The sequence below is a fragment of the Streptomyces sp. NPDC003032 genome (assembly GCF_053591415.1).
The window spans coordinates 421,722-433,505 of record NZ_JBSFTT010000001.1 but is presented as its reverse complement, the minus strand read 5'-3'; the positions used below and the strand labels follow the sequence as shown (position 1 = coordinate 433,505).

The 11,784-nt window shown below is 70.1% G+C and carries 9 protein-coding genes; 7 read left to right on the top strand and 2 right to left on the bottom strand.

The annotated features are described in order from the left end of the window. Positions 1 to 36: 36 nt before the first annotated feature. Positions 37 to 1,053 carry a hypothetical protein gene (locus ACWDZ7_RS02140; RefSeq protein ID WP_451794048.1) on the bottom strand — a complete coding sequence of 339 codons (1,017 nt, stop codon included), beginning with the start codon at positions 1,051 to 1,053 and terminating at the stop codon, positions 37 to 39. 53 nt (positions 1,054 to 1,106) lie between these two features. Then, positions 1,107 to 1,781 carry a hypothetical protein gene (locus tag ACWDZ7_RS02135; protein WP_451794047.1) on the bottom strand — a complete coding sequence of 225 codons (675 nt, stop codon included), beginning with the start codon at positions 1,779 to 1,781 and terminating at the stop codon, positions 1,107 to 1,109. A gap of 229 nt (positions 1,782 to 2,010) precedes the next feature. On the opposite strand from ACWDZ7_RS02135, the gene ACWDZ7_RS02130 reads away from it, so the two are divergent. The 7 genes from ACWDZ7_RS02130 to ACWDZ7_RS02100 all read left to right on the top strand — a co-directional run bounded on the left by ACWDZ7_RS02130 (position 2,011) and on the right by ACWDZ7_RS02100 (position 11,781). After that, positions 2,011 to 2,586, top strand: a complete 576-nt coding sequence (locus ACWDZ7_RS02130; protein ID WP_451794046.1) for a DinB family protein — start codon at positions 2,011 to 2,013, stop codon at positions 2,584 to 2,586. 108 nt (positions 2,587 to 2,694) lie between these two features. Further along, the gene (locus tag ACWDZ7_RS02125; RefSeq protein WP_451794045.1) at positions 2,695 to 3,336 is read left to right on the top strand and encodes a hypothetical protein; all 642 of its coding nucleotides are present in this window, start codon (positions 2,695 to 2,697) and stop codon (positions 3,334 to 3,336) included. A 64-nt stretch (positions 3,337 to 3,400) separates the two neighbouring features. Then, a complete protein-coding gene (locus ACWDZ7_RS02120) occupies positions 3,401 to 8,014 on the top strand; it encodes a DUF6531 domain-containing protein (protein ID WP_451794044.1) in 4,614 nt (1,537 codons plus the stop codon). A gap of 2 nt (positions 8,015 to 8,016) precedes the next feature. Then, positions 8,017 to 8,460 (top strand): SUKH-3 domain-containing protein, encoded by a 444-nt coding sequence (locus ACWDZ7_RS02115; RefSeq protein ID WP_451794043.1) that lies wholly within the window; start codon positions 8,017 to 8,019, stop codon positions 8,458 to 8,460. Between the two features lie 425 nt (positions 8,461 to 8,885). Continuing rightward, positions 8,886 to 9,620: a hypothetical protein gene (locus ACWDZ7_RS02110; RefSeq protein ID WP_451794041.1), complete on the top strand. Its 735-nt coding sequence runs from the start codon at positions 8,886 to 8,888 to the stop codon at positions 9,618 to 9,620. Positions 9,621 to 9,637: 17 nt separating this feature from the next. After that, the gene (locus tag ACWDZ7_RS02105; RefSeq protein ID WP_451794040.1) at positions 9,638 to 10,474 is read left to right on the top strand and encodes a hypothetical protein; all 837 of its coding nucleotides are present in this window, start codon (positions 9,638 to 9,640) and stop codon (positions 10,472 to 10,474) included. Then, positions 10,471 to 11,781, top strand: a complete 1,311-nt coding sequence (locus ACWDZ7_RS02100; protein WP_451794039.1) for a CpaF family protein — start codon at positions 10,471 to 10,473, stop codon at positions 11,779 to 11,781. Before ACWDZ7_RS02105 ends, ACWDZ7_RS02100 begins: the two co-directional genes overlap by 4 nt. Positions 11,782 to 11,784 lie beyond the last annotated feature (3 nt).

Sequence of the window (11,784 nt, the reverse complement as noted above, 5' to 3'; positions counted from 1 at the left end):
CCTACCGGCCGGTGCCTGATCTGCCCGCCGCTGGTCTCACCGGTTGATGGCCTGCACTTCCTCGACGGTGATGTCCTGGACGACCTCGATCGTGCCGTCGGGCATCCCGACCGGCGCGGCCTGGCCGGTGCCCGTCCAGCTGATCTCCCAGGTGAGGGCGGCCTTGAGCGGGAACGTGCCGCCGTCGGATGAGCGGCCGTAGACGATGCCGCAGGGCGGGGTCTCCTTGGACCTGCCCTTCGCGTACGGCTCGCCGATCTTGCCGTCCACTATGGGACATTCGCCGCTCGCGGGGATCATGGTGGCGTCCTCGGTGCCCGGGTTGAGGGTGAGGGACTTCGGCTTGGCGGTCGTCGTCGCCTCGAGGTGGAAGCCGGGGGCGTCGATGGCCGCCGTCGCCTGGACGTCGTCGAAGACGGCCTTGTCGAGCCAGGCCCACGTGGGCAGGTTCACCTTCGTGGTGTTCTCGGGCGCGAGGGAGACCTTGGTCTCGGGCAGCTGCATGCGCTGGTAGGCGAGGTCCGCGAGCATCTCGGGCTTGATCGCCTCCTCGTACTGGGGCGGCGGCTGCTCGCCTTCGTCGACCCAGAAGGGGATGTCGCTGCACGAGGAGCGCTTGAGGATGTCCGGCTCGTCGGGGTTCTCGACGGCGGCCCAGAACATGCCCTTGCCGTCCTTCTCGACGTTGTAGTCCTTGTAGCCCGGGGTGTCCGTCCAGCCGTAGTCGTCCTCGTAGTGGCGCTGCAACTCGGCGAGCGCGCGGCCCGCGTGGCCGGTCATCCCCGGGGCGCTCATGGACTCCTTGAGGTCCTTGGACATCTTCTTCTTGAAGTCCTTGGCTCCGAGGTAGGGGGCGTACCAGCAGGGGGGCGGGGTCCAGGTGACGTCGGATGAAGTGACGTTTCCCTTGCTGCCGGCCTTGGCGACGGCGCCGGTGTAGTGGATTTGGGCGGTGGCGTAGATGCCGTTCTGGTCGTCCTTGCCGGCGTCCGTCTTCGCGGAACCCTGTCCGTTCCGGATGTCCTCGTCGGCGTGGGCGACTCCGCTCGTCATGAGAACACCGACGGCGACCGACAGGGAGAGGCAGATGGCAGCGGTCCTGTGGCTCAGCCGCACTGTGCCGCCTTTTCCGTCACGAACACGAGCGATGCGCGCCACAGGTCGTCCTTCCCCGGGAACTTGGTCATCACGATCTTGAAGAAGTCGTACGAAGCCTGCCCAGGGGCCCCCTTACGGATCTTCTTCGACTTGACTTCCTTTGAGTAGAACTTGCTGGAATCCACGCAGAACGAGACCTCGACCGCGTTGCCGTTCGGGGACTTCCGCGTCTTGCCCTGGTAGTGACGACGCGTGCCCGTGGAGGTCAGTCCGGCGTCGACACGGCTCTGGATCTGGGTGCGGGCGTAGCTGAGCCCCTTGTCCGTCGCGTAGGCGGCCACCGCCGGGTCGTGCACGGACTGCTGACCGACACCCCTGTAAATGGACCGCACGAAATGCCGGGCGTCGTCCATCGCCGCGGCTTCGTCCTTGTCCTGCGGCTTGTCCCAGTCGAAGACCAGCTTCATGTCCTTGGGCAGGGTCAGGTCCACGCCGTCCGGCTTGTCCTCCGCGGGGGCGGCCGACGGGTCCGTCGTCTTCTTCGGCTTCTCGGGGTCCTGATCGGCGCCCGCGATCTTGTCCCTGTCCTTGGAACTGTCGTCGCCCCCGCTGCCGCACCCCGTAAGGAGCAGGGCTGCGATCGCGGCGAGCGCGGTGGTGACGGGCAGAGTGCGGCGGTTCACGGTCGGCTCCCGGTGGGGCGAGGATGTCTCCAACGGGCCGACGTTATCCACGGGGTTGTTGGTTCCGCCAGGGTCGATAGCGGGGCAAGGCATGCCATCCCGGCGGACTGTCATCGTGTCGTGACGCGCTCGGCGCGCCGGAGCCAGGAGACCCCATCGGCTGACACCGGCTGCGGCGCCCGGTCCGTAATTCCGAGCGATCCCCACCCCGCCTCGGCATGATGGCCCGATGCCCGACAACACCTCCTCGCCCGCGCCCACCCCCACGCCCGACGTGCTCCGTGCACCCCGCCGCACCGAACCCCCGCACGCCGCCGCGGGCGAACGTGCCTCCCTCACCGCCTTCCTCCAGTACCAGCGCGAGACCCTCGCGATGAAGTGCGCCGGGCTGACCGCCGAGCAGCTGAAGGAACGGGCCGTGCCGCCCTCGGACATGTCGCTGCTCGGCCTGGTCCGGCACCTCGCCGAGGTCGAGCGGAGCTGGTTCAGGAACGTACTGAACGGCGAGGCGTCGGCGGCCCATTGGACCGGACGGCTGCCCGGCGAGTACGCCGACTTCGACGTGGCGGACGCCGACCCCGACGAGGCCTTCGAGGTCTGGCACGCGGAGTGCGCCCGCTCCCGAGCCATCGTGGACGCCCAGGAGTCCCTCGATCCCCTCGACCCCCTCAACGTCACCGTCGACTTCCGCGGCGACGCGTACTCGCTCCGCTACATCCTCACCCACATGATCGAGGAGTACGCCCGTCACAACGGCCACGCCGACCTGCTGCGGGAACGGATCGACGGAGCCACGGGGGAGTAGCCGCCCGAGCCACGGTGGCACGGCCTCCGCCTCCCGGGGCCTCGTAGGCTGATACGGACCGGCGAGCGGCCGGTCCGGCGAATGCCGACGAAGGGGACGAGAACAGCCATGGCCCGCTACACAGAACCGCAGACCATCGCGCGCGGCGGATTCAGCATCAAGGTGCCGGAGACGTGGTGGGAGTTCGACGTACGGCCCGAGTCGCGTGACGCCTCCATCCGGCAGGTGATCAACGACCGTGTCCGCGCCCGCCCCGAGCTGGCCCCGTACCGCGAGACCTTCGAGGGCTTCCTGCGCAAGGCCTCGAAGGACGCCTGGCAGTCCGGCGCCCTGTACTGCGGCTGCATGGCGGAGACCTTCGGCGGCGATACACCGGTCACCGGCTCGGTCACTGTCTCCCTGGTCGGCGCCCGCACACCGAACGGTGACGTGCTCCCCACCGACCCGGACCGCATCGTCGCCCAGCTCGGCGTGCGCGAGGCCAAACGGGAGGGCGACGCCTGGCGGAAGGTCACGACGGTCGACATCCCGGGCGTCGGCCTCGCGGCCCGGACGTACGGCCTGGAGGACATCTCCGTGGCGGGCGACGACCGCACGATGCGCGTGGTCCTGATGCAGACGTTCATTCCGGTGCCGGGCCAGGAGGGAAAGGTCGCGCTGGTCTCGGGAAGCAGCCAGATCCTCGAACTCGCGGACTCGTTCTTCGACATCTTCGACGCGGTGACGTCCACGTTCCGTTTTGCGGAGTAGGCCCGGCGAGTAGTTTCGTACCCGCGTACGGTTACTGAAGTCGCGGGCACGACGGGGGATACACATGGGGGGCCATCGGCCGAGGGATTGGCATGTCCTGGATCTGGACAAGGATCCGACGCCGGGTGATCCGGACCGGGTCCGCAAGCTCGCCAAGGACCTGCACGACTTCTCCGACGATGTCGGCAAGGTGCTGCGGGACATCAAGGGCATGGCGGGCGAGGACGCGATCCTCACATGGGCGGGCAAGACCGCCGAGGCCTTCACCGAGAAGTTCGAGAAGGCCCCGGACAAGCTGAAGAAGCTCAAGAAGTCCTACGGGTTGGCGGGCGACGCCCTCGCCGCCTACTGGCCGGAACTGGAGCGCGCCCAGTCCCTCGCCGACAAGGCGCTCATCAAGGGCCGCGAGGCCCAGGCCGACCTGTCCTCCGCCAAGTCCCGCCTGTCCTCCGCCGACTCCTGGGTGGAGAAGGCGGGCAAGGAGGCCGACAAGTACAAGGACGACGGCGGCTCCAAGGGCAAGGATGTGCCCAAGCCGGACGAGGACAAGGTGCGGGCCGCCACCCGCAACGCGGCCTCCGCCGAGAACGCCCAGAAGTCCGCCAAATCCGACGTCACCTCCGCGCAGAACGCCCTCGACGCCGCGAAGAAGATGGCCGAGGACGCCCGCAGAATGCGGGAAGAGGCCGCCGGGACCGCGAAGCGGAAGATCGACGAGGCCTCCGACGCGGGTATCCGGAACCGCAAGTGGTGGGAGGAGATCGGCGACTGGGTCACCGACAACTGGGACACCATCGTCGCCGTCTGCAAGGTCGTCGTCGCCGTCGTGGGTGTGATCGCGATGATCGTCGGCGGTCCGATCCTCGCCGCGATCGTGATCGTCGCCGGAGCGATCGTCCTCGCCGACACCCTCAGTAAATACGCAAAAGGCCAAGCCACCCTGATGGATGTGGCGTTCGCCGCGCTCGACTGCGTTCCGGGCGCCAAGGGCATCACCACCGCCGCCAAACTCGCCAAGGGGGTCAAGGGCGGCCTCAAGGCCATGGCCAAGGGGGTGGGCAAGGGCGGGCTGCGCAGGGGTGCCGACGACGCGGCGGGTGCCGGCAAGAAGGCCGCCTCGCGCTGCAAGAACGGTGACCCGATCGACATGGTCTCCGGCGAGATGCTCATGGAGGAGACCGACGTCGAACTCCCGGGGCTGATGCCGCTGGTCCTTCGGCGCACCCACCTGTCGACGTACGGATGGGGCCGGTGGTTCGGGCCGTCGTGGGCCTCGACGCTCGACGAGCGGCTCGAACTGGACGCCGAGGGAGCCGTGTTCGCCGCCGAGGACGGCATGATTCTCCTGTATCCGGTGCCCCGGCCCGGCGCCTCGGTCATGCCCCTCGAAGGCCCGCGCTGGCCGCTGGACTGGGACGGCTCCCCGGGCGCCCCCACCCGCATCTCGGACCCGCAGGCGGGTACGGTCCGGCACTTCGCGCCGCTGGGTGCGCCCGGCCCGGACGACACCGCGTTCGTGATGCCTCTGGCGGCGATCTCCGACCTCACCGGCAGGCGCGTCGACTTCGACCGCGACGAGAACGGGACGCCGACGGCCGTACGGGACTCCGCCGGGCGGCACCTGCGCGTCGACACGGACGGAGGCCGCGTCACCCGCCTTCGCCTGGACGACGCGGAGGCGGGGCCCGAGGGCGTCACCCTGCGGTCCTACGGCTACAGCGACGACGGCCGGGGCAACCTCACCGAGGTCCGCGACTCCGGTGGCGCGCCGTTGAAGCTCACGTACGACGGCCGCGACCGCATCACGTCCTGGACCGACCGCAACGGCGGCTGGTACCGCTTCACGTACGACGACCTGGACCGCTGCGTCAGGGGCGAGGGTGCCGACGGCCGGCTCTCCTGCACCGTCGCGTACGACACCGAGAACCGTGAGACGCGCTACACGGACTCCCTCGGCCGCACCACCACCTACCGGCACAACGAGCTGCGCCAGCTCGTGTCCGAGACGAACCCGCTCGGGCACACCACGTACTCGGAGTGGGACCGCTACGACCGGTTGCTCTCGCGCACCGACCCGCTCGGCCGGACGACCCGCTACCGCTACGACGAGCACGGCGTTCCGACGCGTGTCCTGCGGCCCGACGGCCATCAGAGCGTCGCCGAGCTCGACGAGCTGGGCAGGCCCGTGACGGTGACCGAGCCGGACGGTGCCGTCTGGCGCATGGAGTACGACTCCGCGGGCCGTCTCACGGCGGAGACCGACCCGACCGGCGCCCGCCTCTCCTACGGGTACGACGAGGCCGGCGGGATATCCACGATCACCGACGCCACGGGGCGCGCGACCCGGGTGGAGACCGACGCGGCGGGACTCCCTGTCGCGACGACCGACGCCGAAGGCGCGACGACGCGCTACGAAAGGGACGCCTTCGGGAGGCTCGTCGCGCAGACCGGCCCGGACGGCTCCCGCACCGCCTACACCTGGACGCCGGAAGGCAGGCTCGCCCTGCGCACCCTGCCCGACGGCAGCACGGAGCGGCGGGTCCACGACGGTGAGGGCAACCTCGTCGAGTACGTGGACACCCTCGGCCGCGTGACGCGTTTCGAGTACGGCGCGTTCGACCTGCTGGAGAAGCGGATCGAGCCGGACGGGTCATGCCTGCGCTTCACCTACGACGGTGAGCTCAGGGTCTCCTCGGTGACCAACCAGCTCGGCGCCACCTGGAGCTACACCTACGACGCCGCCGGCCGGCTGATCCAGGAGCGGGACTTCGAGGGTCGTACGCGGAGCTACCGCCACGACGCGGCCGGACAGCTCATCGGCCAGACGAACGGCGCCGGAGAGACCACCGAGTACGTGCGTGACCTGCTCGGCAAGGTCCTGGAACAGCGGACTCCCGAGGGGGTCACGAGCTACGAGTACGACGTGGTGGGCAACCTCCGCGTGGTGCGGAGCGAGCACGCGGAGGTCGCCTACGAACGCGACGCACTCGGCCGGATCCTGGCCGAGACCTGCAACGGCGCGACCGTGCGATCGGCCTACGACGAGCTGGGCAGGCGCACGCGGCGGGTGACGCCGTCGAACGCCGAGAGCCTCTGGGAGTACGACGGCCGTGACCGGCCCGTACTGCTCCGGACGGCGGGCCGGGCTGTCGGCTTCGGCTACGACGAGGCCGGACGAGAGATCGAGCGCCGCGCGGGAGCGGCGGTGCTCACCCAGGGCTGGGACCCGGACGGCAGGCTGAGCTGGCAGACGGTGACTGCCGACGCCTCGCCGGACGGGTCCGAACGGCACAGGGTGCAGGAGCGGACGTACCGCTACCGGTCGGACGGCACGGTCCAGGCGATCCACGACCTGGTCAACGGCCACCGCACCATCGACGTCGACCCCACCGGACGGGTCACCGCCGTGCGGGCGGACACCTGGTCGGAGCGGTATGCCTACGACGCGGCGGGGAATGTGGCGTCGGCGGAGCGGCAGGCGGCCACGGCGCCCGGCACCTCCGGGAGCGTGAGCGGTGGCCAGGGCAGGCCCGGGGGCGTGCGCTACGACTTCGACGCCCAGGGCCGCGTGGTGCGGCGGCGCAGAAAGCGGCTCTCGCGGAAGGCCGACGTCTGGCACTACACATGGGACAGCCAGGACCGCCTGGTCGGCGTGGTCACGCCGACCGGGACGAAGTGGGCCTATCTGTACGACCCGTTCGGGCGCCGCATCGCGAAGCGGCGCTTCGCGGCGGACGGGGAAACCGTCGTGGAGGAGGTGCGGTTCGTCTGGGACGGCTTCGTGCTCGCGGAGCAGGTCAGACGGTCCGGCGACGACCCGCTCAGGTGTACGACGTGGGACTGGGAGAGGGACCGCTTCAGTCCGGTCACGCAGGTGGAGCGCGTCGCCGGGCCCCGGGGACACCAGGACGCGGCACAGGAGTGGATCGACGAGGAGTTCTACTCGATCGTCACCGACGTGGTCGGCACGCCAACGGAACTGTGCGACGAGGAGGGCGAGCTGGCGTGGTGCTCCCGGACCACGGTCTGGGGCGCGCCCGTGGACGAGGAGGCGCCCGGTGACCGCGCGTACTGCCCGCTCCGCTTCCCCGGTCAGTACCACGATCCCGAGTCGGGGCTGCACTACAACTACCAGCGCCACTACGACCCGGAGACGGGCCAGTACGTTTCCCTGGACCCCCTCGACCTCGCCCCGGGCCCGAACCCCCGCGCATACGCGTCGAACCCCTTCACCGGGGTCGACCCGCTCGGCCTGGCGCCGGACTGTGAGCGTGCCTTGCAGGCCGCACGCGACCGCGCCGATCTCGAACAGGCCCGGCCGGGCGCCAGCAAGCAGACCAGGCCGACGAGCACGGCGGGCCTCACGGTGCCCGGGCATCAGCAGACGTACAGCGGTGCGAGCATCAAGGGCGGCGGCGACCACAACCTGCACCCGGACGTCCAGGCCGCCTACGACAGGGTTCCGATGGAGCTTCGTCCGGCGGGGAACCAGCACGGACGGTGCGGCGAGGCGGAGGCCCTCTCGAACGCCATGAACGCCGGACACGATCCGCGGGGCGGCGTGAGTGCCGCGGTGGACGTGCGGGCGGCGGGCAATCCCAAACACGGTGTGCCGAAGGCCCCCTGTTCGTCATGTCAGCATGTGCTCGACCAATTCGGAATCACGGCGGTGACCTAGAGATGACTGAAGAAACCCCCGGGCGTTGGTCCGCGGAGACCGACCGCGTACTGCGGGCGGCCGGCTGGCACCCCGGGCGAACCGTGCCCACGGCCGAGTGGGAGAGAGTCCTGCGCGAACACGGCGGCTTCGAGATCCATGAGGCGGCACGGCTCTTCCTCGCCGAATTCGGCGGCCTGGCGTCCGAGGAGCGAGGCCCCGGCAGGACGATGGCCCGCATGGGCTTCCGGCTCGACCCTCTCGCGGCCGAATGGGACGACGAGATCTTCGACGTGCTCAGCGAGGAAGCGGGCGCGTACCTGTATCCCGTCGGCGAGGCCGACCGCCGCAACAGCTATCTGGGAATCGCGCCGGACGGCAAGGTCTATATCGGCATGGACAGTGTCACGCTCCTCGCCGATACCGGCGAGGAGGCACTGGAGAAACTCATCGAGGGTATTCGCTGAACCGGGTCAGTCTGGGAGTGGGTCTGACGCCGCAGGTGCCGCCCAAGAGCCGGACGGGCGGGAACCGGCCACGCCCCTCGCGGCGTCCCCCCAGGGGCGAGCCGGTCGGTCACGGCCCATCGCCCGTCCCCGCGGGGGCTGTTGTGCGTCGCGGGTCTATTCGCGTACGCACACAAACACCGCACTCCGAAGACCACGAACGGCATCGGAACCGACGAGCGCGGATCGCGCGTGGATAACGATGAGACGTGTGAGCTTCGCGATCTTTAACGCGCCTTGAGGGGCTTATGTGCTGCTGATACGGTGCGATGACTTGACACTGGGCCTGGGGCTGAATAGCCCGTCCGAGGTGGGGCGAGAGAGTCGCGAGTGTCGCAAATGATGAAAATTGACCGAATCTTCTTGGGTGTGCGGGGAGCAGTTGCGTGAAGATCCAGGAGCGTATGGGGGCGGGCAACAGCCGTTCCGCCGCGCCGGTTCAGCCGGCGGTCGGTGAGCGCCTGCCCGCGCCGCCTCGCGAGCGCAAACCGGCACTGGCCGCACTGGCCGTCCTCCTCATCCTGGTCGGAGCCCTCGGCGCCACCGTGCTCGTGCTGCGCGCCGGTGACCGCATCGAGGTCGTCAAGGTGACGAAGGAGATCCCGGCGGGTGAGTCGCCCGTCGAGGGCGAGAACATCACCAGCGTGATGGTCGCCGAGGACGCCTCCATCAACTACGTGCTGTGGGCGAAGGTCGATGCCCTCGCCAAGCTCAAGGCCAAGAACACCATCCCGGGCGGCACCGTCGCCGTCGGCGAGATGTTCGGCGCCGAGGCCGGCCTGCCCGCGGGGAAGGCCTCCGTCGGCCTCTCCCTCAAGGAGGGCCAGTACCCCTCCGACCTGAAGAGCGGTGACACCGTCGCCGCCTACCCCGTGCTCTCCGGCACCTCCACCGGCAAGGGATCCACCGGAAGCGGAAGCGGCAGCGGCAACTCCAGCAGCGGCACGCCGCTCGTCGCCGCCGCCAAGGTGAGCACCGTCAGCTCCAAGAGCGACGCCACCGTGAGCACCGGCAACCAGAACATCACCCTCCTCGTCCCGCAGGAAGAGGTCGCGGCTCTGGCGAGCGCCGCGTCCGAGGGCAAGGTCGTCGTCGTCCGCGTCACCAACAACGGCAACTAGAGGCGAGTAGAAGAGACATGGCGCTCATCGCTCTAGCCGCCGACAAAGGGTCGCCCGGCGTCACCACCGCTGCCGTCGCGCTGGCCGCCGTCTGGCCGCGCCGCGTGCTGGTCGCGGAGACCGACCCCGCCGGCGGCGACCTGGTCTACCGCAGCGCGGCCGCGCACGGCGGGCCGCTCAACCCCAACACCGGCATGCTCTCCATCGCGGCCACGGCCCGCCGCGGCCTCGTGCCCGACCAACTCTGGGACCACACGCAGCCGTTGAGCGGCGGGCTCGAAGTCCTCGTAGGGCTCGGCGTCGCCGAGCAGGCCGCCGGGCTCGCCGGGCTCTGGCCCACCCTCGGGCGCGCCTTCTCGCAGCTCGCCGACTCGCCGCACGCGCCCGCCGACGTCATAGCCGACTGCGGGCGCGTCAGCGGCGACACCCCGGCCGTCGAACTCTTCCCGCAGGCCGCCCTCGTCCTGCTCGTCTCGCGCACCGAACCCGAGTCGATCGCCCGCGTACGCGACCGTGCCGCGGCGCTCGCCGCCAAGCTGCACGGTGGCGCGCGGGGCGCCGCCTCGCTCGCGACCCCGCTCATCGGCGTACTGCTCATCGCGGACCCCTCAGCCTCGGCCAAGCTCGTGCACCAGGTCAACGACATGCTGATGGCCGCGCAGACCGGCGCCCGCGTCGTCGGCACCCTCGCCGACGACCCGACGGGCGCCGACCAACTGGCCGGGCGCAAACGCGGCCGGCTCGACAAGTCGCTGCTCATCCGCTCCGCGCGCAAGGTGACCGTCGACCTGTACCAGCAGTACGGCGCCGCCTGGGCCGGCCCCGTCGCGCAGCAGCCCGGAGCGGGCCGATGAGTACGCCCGTCGATCACCAGCTCGTCAAGCGTTTCCGGCAGGACGCCGGTGACCGCATCGCCGAGCAGCGACGCCTCGACCAGGTCTCCGGCGTCACCCCGATGTCGGGCGAGGACGAGCGGCACTACGCCCGCGCCGTCATCGCCCAGATCCTGGAGGAGTACGCCCGCGCGGAGATCAACGCCGGGCGCACCCCCCTCGACGCGGAGACCGAGGAGCAGTACGCGGCCGCCGTGCACGCCGCTCTCTTCGGCGTCGGACGGCTGCAGCCGCTGCTCGACGACCCCGAGGTCGAGAACATCGACATCAACGGCTGCGACCAGGTCTTCGTCGGATACGCCGACGGGCGCGAGAGCCAGGCCGACCCGGTCGCCGAGACCGACGAGGAGCTGGTCGAGCTGATCCAGGTCCTCGGCGCGTACTCGGGTCTTTCGTCTCGGCCCTTCGACTCCGCGAACCCGCAGCTCGACCTCCGGCTGCCCGACGGTTCGCGTCTGTCGGCGGTCATGGACGTCACGCGCCGCCCCGCCCTCTCCATCCGCCGCGCCCGCATGGGCAAGGTCTTCATGTCGGACCTGGTCGGCAACGGCACGCTGACGCCGGAGATCGGCCACTTCCTCGCCTGCGCGGTCCGGGCCCGCAAGAACATCATGATCGCGGGCGCGACCAACGCCGGTAAGACCACGCTGCTGCGCGCCCTCGCCAACGAGATCCCGCCGCACGAGCGCCTGGTGACCGTCGAGCGGGCCCTGGAGCTGGGCCTCGACCAATTCGCCGACCTGCATCCGAACGTCGTGGCCTTCGAGGAACGCCTGCCCAACTCCGAGGGCCAGGGCGAGATCTCGATGGCCGAGCTGGTGCGCCGTTCGCTGCGCATGAACCCCTCGCGCGTCATCGTCGGCGAGGTCCTCGGCGACGAGATCGTGACGATGCTGAACGCGATGTCGCAGGGCAACGACGGCTCGCTCTCCACGATCCACGCCAACAGCTCCAGCGAGGTCTTCAACCGTATCTCCACGTACGCGTTGCAGGCCTCCGAGCGGCTCCCCATCGACGCGAGCCAGATGCTCATCGCGGGAGCCATCAACTTCGTCGTCTTCATCCAGCGGCGCAACGACTACCAGTCCGGCGGCAAGCTCCAGCGCATGGTGACCTCGGTCCGCGAGGTCAACGGCGTCGACGGCCGCGTCCTGTCCAGCGAGGTCTTCGCGGAGGCCCCCGACGGACGGGTCGTCGCGCACGCGCCGATCGCCTGCATGGACGACCTGGCCGCGTTCGGCTACCGCCCCGCCGGGCAATGGGGGTGAGCA